This is a genomic window from Lysobacter sp. GCM10012299 (assembly GCF_042649405.1).
Lineage (GTDB): Bacteria > Pseudomonadota > Gammaproteobacteria > Xanthomonadales > Xanthomonadaceae > Lysobacter_J.
In genome coordinates this window covers 329,778-350,744 of record NZ_JBHRZC010000002.1, presented here as the reverse complement: position 1 = coordinate 350,744, position 20,967 = coordinate 329,778, and the positions used below count along the sequence as shown (strand labels likewise).

Annotated in this window: 16 protein-coding genes; 9 read left to right on the top strand and 7 right to left on the bottom strand. The window is 67.5% G+C overall.

Annotated elements, in window-relative coordinates; all coding sequences use genetic code 11:
- Positions 1 to 3: 3 nt before the first annotated feature.
- From ACFOPO_RS05870 to ACFOPO_RS05860, 3 genes are all read right to left on the bottom strand, one after another.
- Entirely contained in the window at positions 4 to 798 is a 795-nt protein-coding gene (locus tag ACFOPO_RS05870; protein WP_386701869.1) for a type I restriction enzyme HsdR N-terminal domain-containing protein, read from the bottom strand.
- Positions 799 to 979: 181 nt separating this feature from the next.
- Positions 980 to 3,679 (bottom strand): pyruvate dehydrogenase (acetyl-transferring), homodimeric type, encoded by a 2,700-nt coding sequence (aceE, locus tag ACFOPO_RS05865; RefSeq protein ID WP_386701867.1) that lies wholly within the window; start codon positions 3,677 to 3,679, stop codon positions 980 to 982.
- A 328-nt stretch (positions 3,680 to 4,007) separates the two neighbouring features.
- Complete coding sequence (locus tag ACFOPO_RS05860; RefSeq protein WP_386701865.1) at positions 4,008 to 4,325, bottom strand: hypothetical protein; 318 nt, start codon at positions 4,323 to 4,325, stop codon at positions 4,008 to 4,010.
- Between ACFOPO_RS05860 and ACFOPO_RS05855 the strand changes: the two genes are divergently transcribed.
- The 4 genes from ACFOPO_RS05855 (at position 4,324) to ACFOPO_RS05840 (ending at position 9,507) form a co-directional block, all read left to right on the top strand.
- A complete protein-coding gene (locus ACFOPO_RS05855) occupies positions 4,324 to 6,501 on the top strand; it encodes a TonB-dependent receptor family protein (RefSeq protein WP_386701863.1) in 2,178 nt (725 codons plus the stop codon). The two genes, ACFOPO_RS05860 and ACFOPO_RS05855, sit on opposite strands and share 2 nt — an antisense overlap.
- A gap of 166 nt (positions 6,502 to 6,667) precedes the next feature.
- On the top strand, positions 6,668 to 8,650 hold the full coding sequence (locus ACFOPO_RS05850; protein WP_386701861.1) for a SpoIIE family protein phosphatase: 1,983 nt from the start codon (positions 6,668 to 6,670) through the stop codon (positions 8,648 to 8,650).
- The gene (locus tag ACFOPO_RS05845) at positions 8,650 to 9,075 is read left to right on the top strand and encodes an ATP-binding protein (protein ID WP_386701859.1); all 426 of its coding nucleotides are present in this window, start codon (positions 8,650 to 8,652) and stop codon (positions 9,073 to 9,075) included. The genes ACFOPO_RS05850 and ACFOPO_RS05845 overlap by 1 nt, the downstream gene beginning before the upstream one ends.
- 39 nt (positions 9,076 to 9,114) lie before the next feature.
- On the top strand, positions 9,115 to 9,507 hold the full coding sequence (locus tag ACFOPO_RS05840; protein WP_386701857.1) for an STAS domain-containing protein: 393 nt from the start codon (positions 9,115 to 9,117) through the stop codon (positions 9,505 to 9,507).
- On the opposite strand, the gene ACFOPO_RS05835 is transcribed toward ACFOPO_RS05840, so the two are convergent.
- A complete protein-coding gene (locus tag ACFOPO_RS05835) occupies positions 9,504 to 11,801 on the bottom strand; it encodes an NADP-dependent malic enzyme (protein ID WP_386701855.1) in 2,298 nt (765 codons plus the stop codon). The two genes, ACFOPO_RS05840 and ACFOPO_RS05835, sit on opposite strands and share 4 nt — an antisense overlap.
- A gap of 126 nt (positions 11,802 to 11,927) precedes the next feature.
- On the opposite strand from ACFOPO_RS05835, the gene ACFOPO_RS05830 reads away from it, so the two are divergent.
- A complete protein-coding gene (locus tag ACFOPO_RS05830) occupies positions 11,928 to 13,268 on the top strand; it encodes a hypothetical protein (RefSeq protein WP_386701853.1) in 1,341 nt (446 codons plus the stop codon).
- Positions 13,269 to 13,272: 4 nt separating this feature from the next.
- On the opposite strand, the gene ACFOPO_RS05825 is transcribed toward ACFOPO_RS05830, so the two are convergent.
- A complete protein-coding gene (locus ACFOPO_RS05825; RefSeq protein ID WP_386701851.1) occupies positions 13,273 to 13,935 on the bottom strand; it encodes a response regulator in 663 nt (220 codons plus the stop codon).
- Positions 13,936 to 14,076: 141 nt separating this feature from the next.
- Between ACFOPO_RS05825 and ACFOPO_RS05820 the strand changes: the two genes are divergently transcribed.
- The 4 genes from ACFOPO_RS05820 to ACFOPO_RS05805 all read left to right on the top strand — a co-directional run bounded on the left by ACFOPO_RS05820 (position 14,077) and on the right by ACFOPO_RS05805 (position 18,310).
- Positions 14,077 to 15,267, top strand: a complete 1,191-nt coding sequence (locus ACFOPO_RS05820) for an OprO/OprP family phosphate-selective porin (RefSeq protein WP_386701849.1) — start codon at positions 14,077 to 14,079, stop codon at positions 15,265 to 15,267.
- 63 nt (positions 15,268 to 15,330) lie between these two features.
- Positions 15,331 to 16,314, top strand: a complete 984-nt coding sequence (locus ACFOPO_RS05815; protein WP_386701847.1) for a Bug family tripartite tricarboxylate transporter substrate binding protein — start codon at positions 15,331 to 15,333, stop codon at positions 16,312 to 16,314.
- A gap of 18 nt (positions 16,315 to 16,332) precedes the next feature.
- Positions 16,333 to 16,809: a tripartite tricarboxylate transporter TctB family protein gene (locus ACFOPO_RS05810; protein WP_386701845.1), complete on the top strand. Its 477-nt coding sequence runs from the start codon at positions 16,333 to 16,335 to the stop codon at positions 16,807 to 16,809.
- A gap of 13 nt (positions 16,810 to 16,822) precedes the next feature.
- Positions 16,823 to 18,310, top strand: coding sequence for a tripartite tricarboxylate transporter permease (locus tag ACFOPO_RS05805; RefSeq protein ID WP_386701843.1), 1,488 nt, complete (start codon positions 16,823 to 16,825; stop codon positions 18,308 to 18,310).
- Between the two features lie 122 nt (positions 18,311 to 18,432).
- On the opposite strand, the gene ACFOPO_RS05800 is transcribed toward ACFOPO_RS05805, so the two are convergent.
- Positions 18,433 to 19,695, bottom strand: coding sequence for a flavohemoglobin expression-modulating QEGLA motif protein (locus ACFOPO_RS05800; protein ID WP_386701841.1), 1,263 nt, complete (start codon positions 19,693 to 19,695; stop codon positions 18,433 to 18,435).
- Positions 19,696 to 19,812: 117 nt separating this feature from the next.
- Complete coding sequence (rsgA, locus tag ACFOPO_RS05795; RefSeq protein ID WP_386701839.1) at positions 19,813 to 20,955, bottom strand: ribosome small subunit-dependent GTPase A; 1,143 nt, start codon at positions 20,953 to 20,955, stop codon at positions 19,813 to 19,815.
- Between the last annotated feature and the right edge of the window lie 12 nt (positions 20,956 to 20,967).

Here is a 20,967-nt window from a genome sequence, read left to right as displayed (position 1 = left end):
CGTTTAGGCGCCGCCGCCAGCCTCCTGAGCTGGCTTTGATTGCTTTGGTGTCGTAGCGCGCAGCGACTTGTTGGCCGCCTTGGCAACCTTCCTTCGAGCTTCGTCCGCCTTGTCGCCCTCAAGCACCTCGCGCTTTATTACTTCGTTAACCAGCACATCCTTGATCTGTGAAGAATCGATCCTGACGTCCGGCGACACGCGGCGAAGCTCACGGCGAATTACGTCGAGGATTGCATCTGTTTGGAGCATTGCCCCCACGAAGAATCGGGAAAGCGCCTGCTTCTGCGTGTGATACTCGCCAAGCACAGATCGTTGCCAACCTTCCTTGCACCAGAGATAAAGCAGCTCGATATCCCCTTCGGAACGGGTACTAAGTGCGCAGAAGTCAATCTCCAGAACCAACTCTTGGTCGATCGGCTTTGCGAAAATCAGGTGGTAGACGCGCCAAGTAACGCCATTGGTTAGCAGCACCCAATCAACGCCTTGATTCGCCGCATAGTCGATCGCCTGCTTGACGTGCTGATCTTTCAAGTCCAGACCGATCGCCTTAACTTCAATCAGCGTTTGCAGCTGATTGTCGATCTTAATGGCGAGGTCGCAGAACGTTCCGCGAATGGAGTGCTCTGACGTCACGTCTGAGTACTTGTCGTACCCAAATACATCAGCAAGCATGTCCTTGATGATTGTTACGGTGTCCGCCTCCCCGACATCTCGCGTCCTCGCAGCCGACAGGATCGGCTGGTAACGCTTAAGTCCAGCAACAAGGCGTTCCGCGACTTTCTTCGGTACGGCGGCCATTCCTTACTCCCGGGTAGGTAGCAGCCGCTGACAATACTCGGGTTTGACTTGCGTCACAAAAGGCGAGGCAGGGCCCGGCGCGGGGACGCCACCCTAGGCCACAGAGCCGATCAACGATGCCCCAGCTCGCCGTTGAGCTGGCGAGATAGAAAGCCCCGCGTGAGCGGGGCTTTCAATTTTGTTAAACCCCAATCGGATTCGGCTTCTCCCCATCAAGCTTATAAGTCTTGATGGCCCGCGCCACATCCTTCGCCGTCATCTTCCCTTCCGCCGCCAGTGCCGCAATCGCGGCGTGCGCGATGTAGTAACGGTCAACTTCAAAGTGGCGGCGCAGATTCGCACGCGTATCACTACGGCCAAACCCATCCGTGCCCAGCACCGTGTAATGCATCGGCACGAACTCACGGATCTGGTTGACGTACGTACGCACGTAGTCGGTGGCGACGATCGCCGGGCCCTGGCGGCCTTCCAGCAGCGTGGTGACGTACGGCTTGCGCGGGGTGGCTTCCGGGTTGAGGCGGTTGTGGCGGATGGCGTCCTCGCCGTCGCGCGCCAGCTCATTGAAGCTCGGGCAGGACCAGATGTCGGCGGTGACGCCGAAGTCCTTGTCGAGCAGTTCGGCGGCGGCGATGGCTTCGCGCAGGATCGTGCCCGAGCCCATCAGCTGCACGCGCAGTTCGCCCTTCTTGGCCTTGCCTGCGTCCTGCAGCAGGTACATGCCCTTGATGATGCCCTCGGCCGAGCCTTCCGGCATCTCCGGGTGGCTGTAGTTCTCGTTCATCAGGGTGATGTAGTAGTACTCGTCCTGCTGCTCGGTGAGCATGCGCTGCATGCCGTGCTGCAGGATCACCGCGACTTCGTAACCGAACGTCGGGTCGTAGCTGCGGCAGTTCGGGATGGTGCTGGCCACCAGGTGGCTGTGGCCGTCTTCGTGCTGGAGGCCCTCGCCGTTGATGGTGGTGCGGCCGGCGGTGGCGCCGAGCAGGAAGCCGCGCGAGCGCATGTCCGCTGCCTGCCAGGCGCTGTCGCCGATGCGCTGGAAGCCGAACATCGAATAGAAGATGTAGAACGGCAGCATCTGCAGGTCGCTGGTGCTGTAGCTGGTCGCCGCGGCCATCCAGCTGGCGAACGCGCCGGCTTCGGTGATGCCTTCTTCCAGCACCTGGCCGGCTTCGTCCTCGCGGTAGTACATCAGCTGGTCGCGGTCGACCGGCTTGTACTTCTGGCCGTGCTGGGCGTAGATGCCGATTTGGCGGAACAGGCCTTCCATGCCGAAGGTGCGCGCTTCGTCGGCGACGATCGGCACGCAGCGCGGGCCCACTTCCTTGTCGCGCAGGATGATGTTGAGCGACTGCACGAACGCCATCGTGGTGCTGATCTCGCGATCGCCGGTGGCCTTGAGCAGGCGGTCGAACACTTCCAGCTTCGGCGCTTCCAGCGAGGTGCTGGCCTTGCGGCGACGCTTGGGCAGGAAGCCGCCGAGCGCGTTGCGGCGCTCCATCATGTATTCCACTTCCGGCGACTTCTCGCCCGGGTGGAAGAACGGCACCTTGCCGTCGGCCAGCTGCGCATCCGTCACCGGGATGTTGAAGCGGTCGCGGAACATGCGCACGGCTTCGTCGTCGAGCTTCTTGGTCTGGTGGGTCGGGTTGAGCGACTCGCCGGCCGCGCCCATGCCGTAGCCCTTGACCGTCTTGGCCAGGATCACGGTCGGCATGCCCTTGGTGTTCACGGCCTCGTGGTACGCCGCGTAGACCTTGTGCGGATCGTGGCCGCCGCGGTTGAGGCGCCAGATGTCGTCGTCGCTGAGGTTGGCGACGAGCTGGGCGGTCTCGGGGTACTTGTTGAAGAAGTTCTCGCGCGTGTACTTGCCGCCGAACGCCTTGCAGTTCTGGTACTCGCCGTCGACGGTTTCCATCATCAGCTGGCGCAGCTTGCCGGTGGTGTCGCGCGCCAGGAGCGGATCCCAGTAGCTGCCCCAGATCGTCTTGATGACGTTCCAGCCGGCGCCGCGGAACTGGCCTTCCAGTTCCTGGATGATCTTGCCGTTGCCGCGCACCGGGCCGTCGAGGCGCTGCAGGTTGCAGTTGATGACGAAGACCAGGTTGTCGAGGCCTTCGCGACCGGCGACCGAGATCGCGCCGAGCGATTCGGGCTCGTCGGTCTCGCCGTCGCCGAGGAACGCCCAGACCTTGCGGTCGGTCTTGGGCATCAGGCCGCGGCTTTCCAGGTACTTCCAGTTGCGCGCCTGGTAGATCGCGGCGATCGGGCCCAGGCCCATCGACACGGTTGCGACCTGCCAGTAGTCCGGCATCAGCCACGGGTGCGGATACGAGCTGATGCCGCGGCCGTCGACTTCCATGCGGAAGTTGTCGAGCTGCGATTCGGTCAGGCGGCCTTCGAGGAACGAGCGCGCGTAGATGCCCGGCGAGCTGTGGCCCTGCACGCCGATGATGTCGCCTGGGTGGTCGCCGTCGGCACCGCGCCAGAAGTGGTTGAAGCCGACGTCATAGAGCGTGGCCGCCGACGCGAAGCTGGCAATGTGGCCGCCGAGGTCGCCCGGCTTGCGGTTGGCACGCACGACCATCGCCAGCGCGTTCCAGCGCAGGATCGAACGGATGCGCCATTCCATCGCGTGGTCACCGGGGCTCTTGGCCTCCAGGTGCGCGGGGATGGTGTTGATGTATTCGGTGGTCGGCGAGAACGGCAGGTGCGCGCCGGCGCGACGGGTGACTTCCACCATGCCTTCGAGCAGCTGGTGGGCGCGCTCTGCGCCCTCGCGCTCGATGACGGCCTGGACGGACTCGATCCACTCGCGGGTCTCGGTCGGGTCCGGGTCGTTCTGGAGAATGTCGGTAATCGCGGCGTGGAGAGAAGTCATGCGTATCGCGGCCCCTATTGGCCGCGCCTCGTGTGGGGCGGGGGTTTAGAGTCCGGATTCTAACAGGGCGACACCGGTGGACCAGCCTGCCGCAATGGGCCGCAGCGTTGCGACGAAAGGGGGATTGAAAGCCTGAAATCCCTACGGGCGCGAATGGGGCGGCGACCCTGCCCTCGCTGAATCCGTCATTCCCGCGAAGGCGGGAATCCATGGACGTGGTTGTCCCGGCGAGACATGAAGACCTTGGAGCGACGTCCCTGGATCCCCGCCTTCGCGGGGATGACAACAGAATGGGTCCCCGCCTTCGCGGGGATGACGGTCAGAAGCCCTACCTGCCCGGCGGCGCGATCGGCACGCCCAGCACTTCGCGCTGGAAATTGAGCATCTCCTCGCGGGTCACTTTCTCGTCGTGGTTGGCGTCCATGTGCTCGAACAGCGAGCGGGCGCCGGCGGCGTGCTCCATCGCGGTGACCACGCCGTCGCCGTCGAGGTCCATCGGCAACGGGTCGCTCGGCGGCGGCGGTGCGGCGACCGCCACGGGGGCGGGGGCGGGCGCCGGTGCCGGTGGCGGCGTCGACTGCGCCCAGAGCCAGGCAGGTACGGCGACAATGGTCAGGACCAGCAACAGGCGGACTGCGGTTTTCATGATTGGACCCCCCAGGGACGACATCTCGGCACACGGTATCGGCCGGCCTGTATGCGTCGCGTTGTCGCGCCGGGCCGGGCCGCCGTCGGCCATCGCCCTGGCCTGCCTGCTGGCCCTGCCGCCGGCGATGGCGCAGCAGGCGCCGCCGTCGGCCACCACCCTGGACACGGTCGAGGTGCTTGGCGCGCGCCACGAGCTGTCCGGCTTCCCCGGTTCGGTCACCGTCATCGATGGCGACACGCTGCGTGCCGGCCAACGCCAGGTCTCGCTGTCGGAAGCGCTGGTGCGGGCGCCGGGCATCACCGTGCTCGATCGCCAGAACTACGCGCAGGACCTGCAGGTGCAGAGCCGCGGCTTCGGTGCGCGCTCGACGTTCGGGATCCGCGGCATCAAGTTGATCGTCGATGGCATTCCGTCGTCGGCACTCGATGGCCAGGGGCAGGCGGCGAGCTTTCCGCTGAGCGCGCTCGATCGCATCCAGGTGCTGCGCGGGCCGCTGGCCCTGCAGTACGGCAATGCCGCCGGCGGTGCGATCGTCGGCGAGACGGTGCTCGATGGCGGCCACCGTGTCGATGTCGATGCCTGGGCCGGATCGAATGCGAGTGGCCGACTCGCCACCGGCATCGAAGGCGCCAGCGACGACGATGCCTGGCGCTGGAAAGCGCTGGGCAGTTACTTCACCACTGACGGCGACCGTCCGCACAGCTCGGCCGAGCGTGCGCAGGTCGACACAATCGCGCAGTGGGTGCCGGGCGAAGGCCAGCGATTGCGGTTGGTGGCGGGCGGTTTGCACCAGCCGTACACCGACGACCCGCTCGGACTCACCCGCGCGCAGTGGCAGCGCGATCCGCATGGCACCGATCCGGTCGCGGAGTTGTTCGACACGCGCAAGCGCATCGACAACGGGCAGGCCGGTGCACGCTGGGAGGATGCGTATGCGACGGGGCGCGAGTACTGGCTGGGCGGGTATGGCGTGACGCGTGACGTCGTGCAGTTCCTGGCGATCCCGATCGCGGCACAGCGCGCGCCGACCAGCGCCGGTGGCGTCATCGACCTGGGACGGCAGTCGTCCGGCGTTGAAGCCGGCCATCGCTGGGACGGCGAGCATGGCGCGCTGACCATTGGTGCCGAAGCCGGCTGGTTGCACGAGCAGCGTCGCGGCTACGAGAACTTCGTCGGCACGCAGCTCGGCGTGCGCGGGCGCCTGCGTCGCGACGAGGACAACCGCATCCGCAGCAACGAGGCCTACGTGCTCGGCGACCTGCGGCCGGCCGACGACTGGACCGTGCTCGGGGCCGTGCGTCATGCGCGCCTGCACTTCTCGTCCGACGATCACTACATCGCGCCGGGCAATGGCGACGACAGCGGCAGCCTCGACTACCGCGAGACTGCGGCATCGCTCGGCGTCGCGCGTGCGTTTGGCCATGGCGAGGTGTTCGCCAGCGTCGGCCGCGGTTTCGAGACGCCGACGGTGACCGAGCTGGCGTACCGGCCCGATGGCGGCGCCGGTTTGAATTTCGATTTGCAGCCGGCGCACTTCGACAGCGCCGAAGTCGGGGCGCGCTGGCGCCTGCATTCGGGCGACGCCAGCATCGCGGCCTATCGCATCGACGGCGAAGACGAGATCGTGCCCGCCGACAACCGCGGCGGCCGCGCCAGCTTCGCCAACGCCGGTCGTACCCGGCGCGAGGGCATCGAGGCGGGCATCAATGCGCGCTTGCACCCGCAGTGGTCCTACGTGCTCACCGTCAACTGGCTGCGGGCGCGTTTCACCGAGCCTTTCAGCTATCGCGTGGCCAGCGGTGGTGTCGAGCAGCTGCAGGAGGTGGACGCGGGCAATCGCATTCCAGGCATTCCGCAGGCCGACGGTTATGCGGAGCTGGCCTGGAACGATGCCAGTGGCCGGATCATTGCGGCAGTGGAAGCACGTGCCAGCGATCGCATCGCCACCGACGACCGCAATACCGACCATGCGCCGGGCTACGCACAGTTCGCGCTGAGGTTGCAGTGGCGCGCGGCGGCCTCCGGGTGGCGGGCGTTCATGCGCGTGGACAACGTGTTCGATCGCGAGTTCGCCGGCTCGGTGATCGTCAACGAGGGCAATGCGCGGTACTTCGAGCCGGGGGCGGGGCGCGGGGTGACGGTGGGCATCGGCTGGAGCGACCGTCCCCAGTAGCGTCATTCCCGCGAAGGCGGGAATCCAGGGACACTGTTCTGGCAGGCCAAGGGCGACGTCCATGGATTCCCGCCTTCGCGGGAATGACGGGGGTTTGGGGCCGTTAGCACCGGCATCACATGCCGGCGCTATGCTGCGGCGAAGGGGCTCCTGATCCGGTACCGCCATGACCCAGCTCATAGCCGAGTTGCCTGCGTCCGGTCGCGCCGTGCCCTGGTACCGGAGCCTGCGCACGCGGCTGGTGCTGTGGATCTGCCTGGGCTGCGTGGCCGTGCTGCTGGGGGCGACGCTGGTGGTGCAGGCGCGCTCGGCCAGGCTGATCACCGCGCAGAGCGAGCGCGAAATCCACACCCTCGCCGAACAGACCGCGCTGGGCCTGCACGCGACACTGGAGTCCGTCCAGGTCGGCGCGACCACCCTGGGTGAAGCCGTGCGCGGCGTCGGTCGCGATCCCCACACGCTCGATGCCCTGCTCCGCGCCACCGTCGCCGGTGACGACGACATCGAAGGCGCGATGCTGATCCTGGAACCCGGCGCACTCGATGACGGCGACGCCGCCTACAGCTGGTACGTGCGGCGCGAAGGCAAGGGCTTCTACACGCAACAGATGCGTTCGCGCGGTTACGACTACCACGACCAGCCGTGGTGGAAACGCACGATCGGCGAAGGTCGCCCGTGGTGGTCCGAGCCCTACCGCAATGCCGCCACCGGCGAGCAGATGTTCGTCACCTACAACCGGCCGATCCGGCGCAACCCGGGCGACCTGGCGTCGAAGCCGGTCGGCATGGTCAGCCTGGACGTGCCGGTCAGCCGGCTGCGCACCCTCATCGGCCAGCAGTCGCCCGACTCGCCGGTGCAGCGCATCGTGCTCAGCCCGGAGCACCTGTACGTCGTCCACCCGTCGCCCGCACTGGAACTGAAGGCGCGGCTGGAGGATCGCGTGCGCGCGGTCGAGGGCCGCATGCTGCAACCGTTGCTCGACGCCGTGCGCGAGCGCCGCAGCGCCGACGCCACCTATTTCGATCCGACCACCCACATTCGCCGCATCGCCATGGTGCAGCCGGTTCCGGACAGCGCTTGGACGGTCGCAGTGTCGGTGTCCGAGCAATACGCGCAGGAGCAGCTGCGCCGCACCACGCGCGCGGTGATCGCCGGCGGCCTGCTCGCGGTGCTGGTCGTGGTGCTGGTGCTGTGGCTGATCGCACGACCGATCACGCGGCCGCTGCTGGCATTGACCTCGTCGGCCGGCCACTTCGCCGCCGGCGAGTTCGACTGGCCGTTGCCGCACACGAACCGCCGCGACGAAGTCGGCCTGCTCGCACGCGCCTACGACCGTGCGCGAAGCTCGATCAAGTCGCAGCTGGCCGAGATCGACCGCATGGCGCGCAGCCGGCAGAAGCTCGAGAGCGAGCTGTCGATCGCGCGCGACATCCAGCTGGCGATGCTGCCGCCGGCGCCCACCTTGCATGCCGACGGCCATCGCCTGCAGGCGCACGCGTCGCTGGAGCCGGCAAAGGCGGTCGGCGGCGATTTCTACACGTTCTTCGTGCGCGACGATCGCGTGCTGTGGTTCGTGATCGGCGATGTCTCCGACAAGGGCGTGCCGGCGGCGTTGTTCATGGCGCGGGCGATGACGGTGCTGGAAGTCGCGACCAGCCTGGGCGGCACGCCCGACAAGGCGTTGCGCGTGGCCGCCGCGCGCCTGGTCGAAGGCAACGACACCTGCATGTTCGCCACCGTGCTGTGCGGTGCGATCGATGCCGGCACCGGCGAGATGGTGCTGGCCAGCGCCGGCCACGAGGCGCCGGTGCTGGTGCGCGCCGATGGCCACCGCGAGTTCATCGAGGTGCCCACCGGCCCGCCGCTGGGCGTCGACATCGCCGACAGATACCCGCTGTGGCGCGGCCGGCTGCAGCCCGGCGATGCGTTGGTGGCCTACACGGACGGCATCAGCGAGGCGCTCGATGGCGGGCAGAATGCCTTCGGCAGCGAGCGGCTGCTGTCGGCGCTGCCGGCCGGGGCCGATGCCCGCGGCCTGTGCGAAGCCCTGCTCGCGGCCGCGCACGGCTTCGCCAACGGTGCCGAGCAGTCCGACGACATCACCGTGCTGGCGCTGAGGTTCGATCCATCTACCGGGGGGAATGCCTGATGCGACTGCGCCTGCAGATCCCGTGCGAACGCACGCAGCTGGGGCTGTTGCTCGATTCGATCGAGCAGTCGCTGCTCGAGCATGGCATCGCCAGGGAACTGCGCGACGACATGCGGCTGATCGCCGAGGAAGTGGTCAGCAACGCGATCGACTATGGCGACGACGACGGCGAAGACGGCGAGCCCACGCCGCGCCGCATCGCGGTCGACATCGCCCGCGACGACGATGGCCTGCACGTCGAGTTCCGCGACAACGGCAAGCCGTTCGACCCGCTCGACCAGGAACCACCGGAACTGGACGCCGACATCCTAGACCGGCCGATCGGCGGCCTGGGCGTGCACCTGGTGCGCGAACTGGCGCGCAGCGTGCGCTACGTCCGCGAGGAACCCTACAACGTGCTGCACGTGGTGTTGCGTACCCGCTGAGTTGAAGTCGCAAGGCAAGTCCCCCACACGAGGTCGCCCATGGAACTCCAGATCCACATCGATCCGCCCAGCAACGGCTCGCAGCGCGTCGCCCTCGGCGGCCGCCTCGACACCCACAGCTATGCCGAACTGGACCGCCAGCTGGAACCCCTGCTGGGCGCCGACACGCAGTCATTGCTGCTGGACCTGAGCCAGCTCGAGTACATCAGCTCGGCCGGGATCCGCTCGATCTTCCGCGCGCGCAAAGCGCTGGCCGGGCACTCGGGCAAGGTGCTGGTCCTCAACCCGCAGCCGCAGATCCAGAAGGTGTTCGACGTGGTGAAGGCGGTGCCGCTGAACGAGATCTTCTCGTCAGCGGCGGAGGCCGATGCGTACCTCGACGCCATGCAGCGGAAGGTGCTGCGTGGCGATGACGAGGACGACGAGCTTTAGCCCTGCTGCCCCAGCGACGCGCGGATCTGCGCGTCCACCGCCGCGATCGCCGTCATGTTGACCACGCGGCGCGGCGTCGACGCCGGCGTCAGGATGTGGGCCGGCTTGTCCAGGCCCATCAGGATCGGGCCGATCGCCACGCCTTCGGTCATCACCCGCACCATGTTGTAGGTGATGTTGGCCGCATCCAGGTTGGGCATCACGAACAGGTTGGCGCGGCCCTTCAGGCGCGTGTTCGGGAAGATGCGGTGGCGCAGCTCCTCGTCCCACGCGGTGTCGGCCTGCATCTCGCCGTCCATCTCCAGCTTCGGCACGCGGTCCTTGATCAGCTGGTAGACCTTGCGCATCTTTGCCGCCGAGGCGTTGTCGTGGCTGCCGAAGTTGGAGTGCGACAGCAGCGCCACCTTCGGCTCGATGCCGAACAGCTTCAGGCGGAAGCTTGCCTGCAGCGTCGCCTCGGCGATCTGCTCGGCCGTGGGATCGCACTGCACGTGCGTGTCGAGGAAGAACCACACGCCCTGGTCGTTGATCACGCCGGTCATCGCCGCCGTGCCGGTCACGCCCGGGTCGAAGTCGAAGATGCTGCGCATGTAGCCCAGCTTCTTGTGGAAGCGTCCGACCAGGCCGCAGATCATCGCGTCGGCTTCGCCGCGCTCGACCATCAGCGCCGCGATCAGGGTCGGGCGCGAACGCAGCAGGTTCTTCGCCGCCGCCGGCGTCACGCCGCGACGCTCGGTCAGGGCGTGGTAGGTCTGCCAGTAGTCGTTGAAGCGCGGGTCGTCGTTGATGTTGGTCAGTTCGAAATCGACGCCGGCGCGCATGCGCAGGCCCAGGCGCTGGATGCGCGTGTCGATCACGTCCGGGCGCCCGATCAGGATCGGGAACGCCAGGCCATCGTCGATCACCGTCTGCACGGCGCGCAGCACGGTCTCTTCCTCGCCTTCGGCGTAGACCACGCGCTTGCGATCGCTGCGGGCGCGGTCGTAGACCGGCTTCATCACCAGGCCGGTGCGGTAGATGAAGGTGCCGAGCTTCTCTTCGTAAGCGCGCATGTCCTCGATCGGACGGTTGGCGATGCCCGACTCCATCGCGGCCTTGGCCACGGCCGGCGCCAGCACCACCAGCAGGCGCGGGTCGAACGGGCGCGGGATCAGGTATTCGGCGCCGAAGGTCGGCACCTCACCGCCGTAGGCGCTGCCCAGGTCGGACGATTCCATCCGCGCCAGCTTGGCGATCGCGCGCACGCAGGCGAGCTTCATCGCTTCGTTGATGCCGGTCGCGCCGACGTCGAGCGCGCCACGGAAGATATACGGGAAGCACAGCGCGTTGTTGACCTGGTTCGGGTAGTCCGAACGGCCGGTGGCGATGATGCAGTCCGGGCGGACCTTCTTGGCATCCTCCGGCAGGATCTCCGGGTAGGGATTGGCCAGCGCCAGGATGATGGGCTTGTCGGCCATCGTGGCCACCATCTCCGGCTTGAGGATGCCGCCGGCGGACAGGCCCAGGAAGATGTCGGCGCCCTCCACTATTTCAGCCAGCGTGCGCTGCGACGTGTCGCGCGCGTAGCGGGCCTTGTCCGGGTCCATGTGGTCGCGACCGGTGTAGATCACGCCCTCGCGGTCGAACGCGGTGATGTTCTCTTTCTTCACGCCCAGCGCGACCAGCATGTCCAGGCAGGCGATGCCCGCTGCACCGGCGCCGGTGGTGGCGATCCTGATGCTGCCGATGTCCTTGCCGACCACTTCCAGCGCGTTGATGACCGCCGCGCCGACGATGATCGCGGTGCCGTGCTGGTCGTCGTGGAACACCGGGATCTTCATCCGCTCGCGCAGCTTGCGCTCGACGATGAAGCACTCCGGCGCCTTGATGTCTTCCAGGTTGATGCCGCCGAAGGTCGGCTCCAGGCTGGCGATGATGTCGACCAGCTTGTCCGGGTCGCGCTCGTCGATCTCGATGTCGAACACGTCGATGCCGGCGAACTTCTGGAACAGCACGCCCTTGCCTTCCATGACCGGCTTGCCGGCCAGCGGGCCGATGTCGCCCAGGCCCAGCACCGCGGTGCCGTTGCTGATCACCGCCACCAGGTTGCCGCGCGCGGTGAGTTCGCTGGCGCAGTTGGGGTCGGCAACGATCGCCTCGCAGGCAAACGCCACGCCCGGCGAGTACGCCAGGGCCAGGTCGCGCTGGGTCACCATCGGCTTGGTCGCACTGACCTTGATCTTGCCGGGCGGGCTCAGGCGGTGGTAGTCGAGCGCGGCTTGTTTGAGGTCGTTGGCGGGCGAGGTGTCGGACATCACAGGGAAACCACAGGCGGGCCGCTGATTCTATCCGCTTAACGCCGGCGTCGAGGACGGCACGGTATGGCGCGGTTGCCGGCCGTTACGCACAATGCCGCCTCCGAGGGATGCGACGGTGCCACCGTGGAAGCAGGGAAAGGGCGGCAGGGGTGGTTCTGGCTGGCGGTCGTGGCCGCGGTGCTGCTGGTGCAGGCGCCCCTGGTCCTCAATCCCGGCTATTTCAGCCACGACGAGCTGCAGTGGGCCGCCTTTGCCGGCCAGGACGCCAACCTGGTCTCGCGCGGCTATTTGTGGACCGGGCTCGACAGCTTCCAGTACCGGCCACTGACCTTCAGCCTGTGGCTGTGGCTGTCGCAGCACCTGTTTGCCCACCCGTTCCTCTTCCACGGCGTGATGGTGGCCTGGGGCGGGCTCAACTGCGCGATGCTGGCGACGCTGCTGCGCCGCTTCGAGGTCGCGCCGGCGCCGGCCTTCGCCGCCGCGCTGGTGTTCGCGCAGAGCCCGTTCGCGATGCAGACCCATGGCTGGGTCGGCACCATTGGTGACCTGATCTGGGTCGGCTGCGCGCTTGCGACCGGCCTGCTTGCCACCGCGCAGCGCCCGCGCGCGCCGCTGGCCATCGCCGTGGGCGCGGCGGCGCTGACGGCCATCGGCCTGCTGTCGAAGGAATCGGCCATCGTCATTCCGGCCCTGACCGCGGTCGCCTGGCTGATGCTCGGTCGCCCCCGCAGCTGGGCCTACGCGACGCTGGGCGCACTGGTGCCGGTCGCGATCTACCTGGCACTGCGCCTGGGGGTGATCCTGTTCGCGCCGCGCCAGTCCAATTACGGCTGGAGCCTGGCCAACATTCCGCTGCGCTGGCTCGAGTACCAGGTGTTTCCGCCCATCGCGACCCGCCTGGGCATCACCGGCCTGCTGCCCGATGGATTCTCCGATGCGCGCACGTGGATCGGCCTCGGCGTCTGGCTGGCGCTGGCCTGGGCGTTCTGGCGCGCCGGCCTGCGCTGGTTGGTTGCCTTCGTGCTGCTGGGCGGCGCCGCGCTGGGGCCGGTGCTGATCCTGGCCGAATCAGCCAACCAGTACGGATACGGCTACACGGCGGCCGTCGCCGGGCTCGGTGCCGCGGCGTGGAGCCGGTTGGGTCGAGGCGGCCGCACCGTGCTGGTGCTGGCGGCGCTGCTGAGCTGCTGGCACGGCGTCAACGTGATGCGCCGCATGCATCAGATCGGGGAACTGCAATCGGTCTTTTCGCCGTCCCTGGCACGGGCGGTGGCCGCATCCGGAAACAACAGCGTGCGGATCCGCGCACTGGATCCGGGCCAGCATTGGATATACCTCCGCCTGTGCCACGAGATCCCCAGCTACGACGGCGTGCCCATCGGCGACCGCGTCGTCCTGGTGGCCACCGATGCGCCGGCCGACTACGTGATCGGCAAGGACGGCGCGCTGTCGCCGGTGCGCTGACCGCTCACGCGTCGACCCGGTAACCCACCCCGCGCACGGTGACGATGCGCAGCCGCGCCGATGCGATCCTGCGGCGCAGTCGGCCCACGTAAAGCTCGATCGCGTTGGGCCCGGCATCGTCGTCGAAGCCGAACAGCCCATTGCCGATCTCCTCGCGGCTGACAACGCGGCCGACCCGGCCAATCAGGATTTCCAGCAGGCGGAATTCGCGGTTGGGCAGGTCGATGATCGTGCCGTCGAGGGTGACCCTGCGCGCGGCGTTGTCGAAATCCAGGCCACCGATCCGCACCACTTCCGATGCCCGCCCGCGGCTGCGCCGCAGCAGCACGCGACAGCGCGCGTCGAACTCGCGCAGGTCGAAGGGCTTGGCGAGGAAATCGTCGGCACCGACATCGAGCGCCCGCACGCGCTCCTCCATGCAATTGCGCGCGGTTGTCACCAGCACCGGCGTGGTGTCGCCACGTTCGCGCAGGCCTGACAGCACGTCCAGTCCGCTCATGCGCGGCAGTCCGATGTCGAGCACGATCAGGTCGAAGCGCTGGTAGCGAAGCACGCGCGCTGCCGAGCATCCGTCGTCTTGCCAATCCAGCGCATGCCCATCGCCACGCAGCCTGCGGACGATGGCATCGGCGAGGCAGGCGTTGCCTTCGACCAGAAGTATTCGCATTCGGAGTGCTTCCTTGCACGTTTGTTCCGTCGTCGTTGCGTCATTTGCAATGACAGGTCAATGACAGGTTCGCATGCCTAGCCTGAATCACGCCAACGATTCCAACGCTCGGAATCGCCGTGAATCAGGAGAAAAAGCCGCATGCGAAAGGATCGCAGTCTGTCACGAAGCCTCACATTCACGTTGCTGTTGCTGGCCTTGGCCGCGCCTGTTGCGAATGCCGACGAAGGTGATGTCACCGCAACGCTTGGAGGACGACTGCATTACGACTTCGCACAGTTCGAGAACGACGGACGCGGTGCGCCCAATGTCGACGACACCGAGATCCGCAGGCTGGCACTGGAAGTCTCGGGCGATCTTTATGGGCTTGAGTACACGCTGGAGGCCAACTTCGCCGACCTGCAGGACGACTTCAGCGTCGAGGCGATCGAAGCGTGGGACGTGCTGGTCAGCAAGAAGTTCAATGCCGGCAAACTCACCGTCGGACAGTTCAAGCAGCACTTCACCCTCGACGACCGGATCAGCTCGAACTACGGCGTGTTCCTGGAACGTTCGCTGTTTGCGCAAACGCTGGCGCCGCTGTACCGGCTTGGCGCGGCCTGGCTCACCGCGCGTGACAGCTACACCATCGGTGGCAGCGTCTACAGCCTGGAAAGCATCGACGAGTGGCAGGTCAAGGGCCGCGCCTTCGCTGGCCGCGGCACGTGGGCGCCGATGCATGAGAGCGGGCGCGTCGTGCACCTGGGCCTGTCGGCGGCGCGCGAGTACTACGACCACCCCGGTCGCGACGGCGCACCGGCGCTGCGCATCCGTCCGCGCCCGGCGGGGCATCTGTCGAACGCCAGCCGGTTGACGCTGGTGAACTTCGGCAGCGGCCGCGACGCCGATGTCGACAAGACGTCCATCGAGTTCGCCGCCGTGCGCGGCCCTTTCCATGTCCAGTCCGAGATTGGCGATGCACGTTTCGACGACGGCGGCCAGAGTGGTCGCATAGATGCTGCCTATGCCGCCGTCGGCTGGTTCCTCACCGGCGAATCGCTGCCCTACGACCGCGGCGGCGGCCGCTTCGGTCGCGTCAAACCCAATCGCAGCAGTGGCGCCTGGCAGGTGGCATTGCGCTACGACACGATCCGCGGCCGGCAGAACCTCTACGGCGCCACCGACTTCAGTGATCTCTCGATCGATGCCGCGACTGCCGCCATCAACTGGCACCTGCGCTCCAACCTGCGCTTCCTGCTCGACTGGACCAGCAGTCGCAATTACGACCACCTGCGTGCGCTGACGCTCGACCGCACCCAGGCCCTCACCGGTCGCTTCCAGTACGACTTCTGACGTCTCCGCATCCGCCGCCGGCGCTTGCCGGCATTCGCTATTCGCTGCCCGTGAGGTCATTGCATGTCCCTGTTCCGCGTCCTGCTCCCCGCTGTTGCCGCCGTGTCGATGTTGTTGTCCGCGCACGCCGCGGCTGATCCGTCCCGCCCCGAATGCATCGCCCCGGCCTCGCCCGGCGGCGGTTTCGACCTGACCTGCAAGCTGGCCCAGACCGGACTGGTCGAAGCCAAGGCGCTGGCGCGACCGATGCGCGTGACCTACATGCCCGGTGGCGTCGGCGCGGTGGCCTACAACACCGTCGTCGCGCAGCGCCCGGCCGATGGCAACGTCATCACCGCGTTCTCCAGCGGTTCGCTGCTCAACATCGCCCAGGGCAAGTTCGGTCGCTACGACGAGAATGCGGTGCGCTGGCTGGCAGCGGTCGGCACCAGCTATGGCGCCATCGCGGTGCGCAGCGATTCGCCCTACAAGACGCTAGGCGACCTGATGGCTGCGCTGAAGAAGAATCCCGGCAAGGTCGTCATCGGTTCCGGCGGCACCGTCGGCAGCCAGGACTGGATGCAGACCGCGATGCTCGCCAAGGCCGCCGGCATCAGTCCGAAGCAGCTGCGCTATGTGGCACTGGAAGGCGGCGGTGACATCACCACGGCGTTGCTGGGCGGCCACATCCAGGTCGGCAGCACTGACATCTCCGACTCCATGCCGCAGGTGAAGGCCGGCAAGATGCGCATCCTCGCGGTGCTGTCGGACAAGCGGCTGACCCGACCGGAAATGACCTCGATTCCGACGGCGAAGGAGCAGGGATACGACGTCGTCTGGCAGGTCGCGCGCGGCTTCTATGTCGGGCCGAAGGTGAGCGCGCAGGACTACGCCTACTGGAGGGCCGCCTTCGACCGGCTGCTGGCGTCCAAGGACTTCGCCCGCCTGCGCGAACAGCGCGAACTGTTCCCGCTGGCGCTGACCGGGCCGCAGCTCGACGCCTACGTCAAGAAGGAAGTCGCGCGCTATCGCCAACTCGCGCGCGAGTTCGGCCTGGCCAAGCACTGACCCGGTCGAGGAGCGCCCATGACGACACCACCTGCCGCACTCGTGCAGCGGCTGTTTGCCGGTGCCTGGTTGCTGGCCTGCATCGCGTTCGCGGTGATCGGCTGGGATTACCAGGCCGAGTTCTCGTATGAGCCTGTCGGCCCGCGCGCGTATCCGCTGCTGTGCCTGTGCCTGATGGCATTGGGCCTGGCGTGGATGATCGTGCGCCCGCCGGCGCTCAAGCACGACGAAGACGACGCGCCGATCGATGCATCGCTGCTTAGCAAGGCCGCGCTGTGCATCGGCCTGCTGCTGGCCTATGCCGGGCTGTTCGAACCGCTCGGCTTCATCCTCAGCAGCGCCCTCGCCGGCAGCTTCATCGCCCTGCTGTACGGCGGCCGCCCGCTGCGTGCGGTGATCACCTGCACGCTGCTCAGTGCCGGCCTGTACGTGCTGTTCGACCGCCTGCTTGAAGTGCCGCTGCCGCTGGGCGTGCTCGAGCGCCTTTCCTCCTGACCGGCCTTTGACGATGAACGACACCCTCAACTACCTCGGCCAGGGCTTCGGCGTCGCCCTGACGCCCTACAACCTCGTCACCGCGTTACTGGGAACGCTGATCGGCACCGTGGTCGGGTTGCTGCCCGGCATCGGCCCCATCAACGGCGTCGCCCTGCTGATCCCGGTGGCCTATGCCTTTGGCATGCCGCCGGAATCGGCGCTGATCCTGCTCGCGGCGGTCTACCTGGGCTGCGAGTACGGCGGCCGCATCTCCTCGATCCTGCTCAACATCCCGGGCGAAGCATCGACGGTGATGACCACGCTCGACGGCTACCCGCTGGCGCGGCAGGGCCTGGCCGGCGTGGCGCTGTCGCTGTCGGCGTGGAGCTCGTTCATCGGCGCCTTCATCGCCACCTGCGGCATGGTGCTGTTTGCGCCCCTGCTGGCGCGATGGGCGATCGCGTTCGGGCCGGCGGAGTACTTCGTGCTGATGGTGCTGGCGATCGTCGCGCTCAGCGGCCTGGCCAACGACCGGCCGTTGAAGACGTTGCTGGCCGCGCTGCTGGGCCTGTTCCTGTCCAGCGTCGGCATTGACGCGAACAGTGGCGTGTACCGCTTCACCTTCGACAGCCTGCATGTCGCCGATGGCATCCAGTTCGTGGTGCTGGTGCTGGGGCTGTTCTCGGTCAGCGAGATCCTGTTGCTGCTGGAGAAGACGCACAGCGGGCATCGCATGGTCGAAGCCACCGGGCGGATGCTGTTCAACGCCCGCGAGGCGGCGGCGGTGTTCTGGGTCAACCTGCGCTGCGGCGTGCTCGGCTTCTTCATGGGCGTGCTGCCCGGCGCCGGGGCGACGCTGGCCAGCGCGGTGGCATACATGTCCGAGAAGCGCCTGGCCGGCGACGGCGGGCGATTCGGCCAGGGCGACCTGCGCGGGCTGGCCGCGCCGGAAACCGCGATCGGCGGCGCCGCGTGTGGCGCGATGGTGCCGATGCTGACGCTGGGCGTGCCGGGTTCGGGCACGACCGCGGTGATGATCGGCGCGTTGAGCCTCTACAACATCACGCCCGGGCCGCTGCTGTTCCAGGAGCAGCCGCAGGTGGTCTGGGGCCTGATCGCGTCGCTGTTCATCGCCAACGTGATGCTGATCATCCTCAACGTGCCGATGGTGCGCGTGTTCACGCGGATCCTGGCGGTGCCGAACTGGGCGCTGGTGCCGGCGATCGCGATCATCACCTCGATCGGCGTGTATGCCGTGCACGCGACCACGTTCGACCTGGTGCTGATGGTGGCGATCGGTGTGCTGGGCTATGTGCTGCGCAAGCTCGACTTCCCGCTGTCGCCGGTGCTGCTGGGTTTCATCCTCGGTGGATTGATGGAGCAGAACCTGCGCCGGGCCTTGTCGATCTCCAACGGCGAGCTCGGGATCCTGTGGGCGAGCCCGATCACGTTGGCGACGTGGGGCCTGGTCGGCTTGATGCTGGTGCTGCCGCTGTGGCGGGCATGGCGGAAGCGGTGACCCCTCTCCTTGGCCGCGTGCGCGGCCTCTCCCTCTCCCACAAGGGGAGAGGGAAGTGGCTGTTGCCCCTCTCCCCTTGTGGGAGAGGGAAAGGCGCGTAGCGCCGAGGGAGAGGGGCCGCTTCAGAGCTCCGGCGCCTTCCCGTCCACCACGATCTTGTCCAGCCGGATCCGGTTGGCGAACAGCGAGAACGCCAGCATCCCCGCCAGCCCGTTCGCGCGCGCCACCCAGTGCGGCAGCCAGCGCGCCGGCTTGATCACGCCATCGGCGAACAGCGGTTCGAACCGCTGCACGTCGGTCAGCGTCATCTTGCCGGCGAACAACCAGCGGCACAGCTGCAGCTTGCCGTCACGCAACGCCCAGCGGAAGAACGTGTGCACACCGACCAGGCCGCGCAGGTACACGGTGTCCTTGGTGAAGGCATGGCCGCCGGTGGTGGGCACGCCACGGAACACGCGCTGCGCCGAAGCGAAGCTGTCCTCCGGCGTTTGCCCGGCGTCGAGGAAGTAGCGGAACACTTCGATGAAGTCGGCCCCGGCCAGCGCCATCGCCACCGCCTCGATGCGCAGGCTGATGCGCTTCATGCGGCCGATGTCGATGCTGCCAGTGATCTGTTCGGCGAACGTCGCCAGGCCTTCCTGGGTCGCGGTGATGCGCGGCGATGACAGGGCCAGGCTCGGCAGGACCGGCTGCTCGCGGCCGTTGAGGGCGGTGAGCGAATGCACGAAGGCTTCGTGCTGCAGCAACTGGTGGCGGTCGTAGTCGCTGAAGGCGGCACCGTGGCGCAGGCGGATGCGGGTGGCGCCGGCGGCGGCCTTGGCGATCAGGTCCGGATCGAGCTCGACGGAGATGATGCGGCCGTCGAAGTAGGTGTCGAGCTCGCGCTGCAACTGCAGCTGCAGCGCGGTGGCGGAGATGGTGACGTGCTCGGCCGGCGACATCAGCTCGCGGTCGAGCTCGTCGGCAATCGAGATGAAGTGCTGCGCGGCTTCGCGTGTGGTCGGCCCATCGCCCGGCAGGGCTTCGTCGGGGCGACCGAACAGCTTGATCGAGTGTTCGCAGACCGCCGGCGTGCCGAGCGATTCGCACAGGGCCGCGGCCTCCGACCAGCTTCGTGCCGAATCGATGAGGTACTGGCCCAGCGGATGGTGCGGGTCGGCCTCGGTGGCGATGGCCTCCATTTCGGTGCGCGTCGCACTGAAATCCAGCTTGGGGTATTCGATCTGCGGGAGCTTGACCACGCCGCGGGCGTAGTCGGCGAGGAAAGCGTCCTCCTGGCCCGCCGGCCAGCTGACCAGGGCCAGCAGTCGCACATCCTTCGCCGCCGCGACCATGCGGGCATCGAGCGCGGCGTGGTGGGCGATCTCGGGCGCGAACTCGGTCATGTCATCGCAGTCGTTGCCCGGGTAAGGCCGCAGGCCGCAGCCGGGGTTGGATGCGCCTCGATCCCGGGTGCGGCCTGCGGCCTTACCCGGGCTACGCGTGGTTCGCGATCTGGTCGGCTAGTGCTTCCCATACTTCTCATCGAGGCGCTTGCTGAGCGACTTGTTCGCCACTTTCTCTTCGGCCTTCTGCGCGCGGCGGTTGGCCAGGCGGTTGGCGGCGCCGGCGACCTCGTCGCTGAGCTTGAGGTAGTTGGCGAAGCGTTGCGGGTCGAGCTTGCCGGCCTCGATCGCTTCGCGCACCGCGCAGCCCGGCTCGCGTGCGTGCTTGCAGTCACGGAACCGGCACTGCTCGGCCAGGGCCTCGACGTCGCTGAAGTTCTCGGCGACGTCTTCCTCGCCGGTCGGCTTGAGCTCGCGCATGCCCGGCGTGTCGATCAGGCAGGCGCCGGTCGGCAGCGGGATCAGCGCGCGATGGGTGGTGGTGTGGCGGCCGCGCGAGTCGCTTTCGCGAACTTCGCCGGTCTTCATCCGCTCGCTGCCGAGCAGGGTGTTGGTGAGGGTCGACTTGCCGGCACCGGAGCTGCCGACCAGTACCGCGGTGCAGCCCGGCTGCAGCCACGGTTCGAGCGCGGCGACGCTGTCAGGGTCGCGGGCATTGACTGCACGCACCGCCACGCCCTGCGCCGCCAGTTCGACCAGCGCCGCCATGGCGCCGGGCAATACCTCGGCGTCGGAGGCCTCGGCCTGGTCGGCCTTGGTCAGCACCACCACCGGTTCGACGCCGCCGCCGCGAACCAGCAGCAGGTAGCGTTCGATCCGGCGTGGGTTGAAGTCGGCATCCAGACCGCAGACGACGAACACGGTGTCGACGTTGGCCGCGATCAGCTGTTGCTGGTAATGCTCGCCGGCGGCGCCACGCTTGATGGCGCTGCGCCGTGGCAGCAGCGCCACCGCCTTGCGGCCTTCCACCAGCAGCCAGTCGCCGACGCCGGGGCGCTGGTCGATGGTGACCGTGCCCTTGCGATAGCCGGGCGGACGCTGCCATTCGGGAAGCGACTCGACCGGGAAGCCATGGTCGGGCCCGTCGGACACGATGTAACCGCTGCGGTGCTGCTCGATGACCCGTGCCGGCCGGGCCTTGGGGTGCTCGGCCATCAGGTCGAGCCAGACCTGGTCTTGTGCAGAAATTCCAACCGGAACCGGCGAACTGGCCTTCAAGGGCCAGCCAATGGCCTGCAGGGCGTCGAAACCGGGGATCAAGACTTTGCGGCG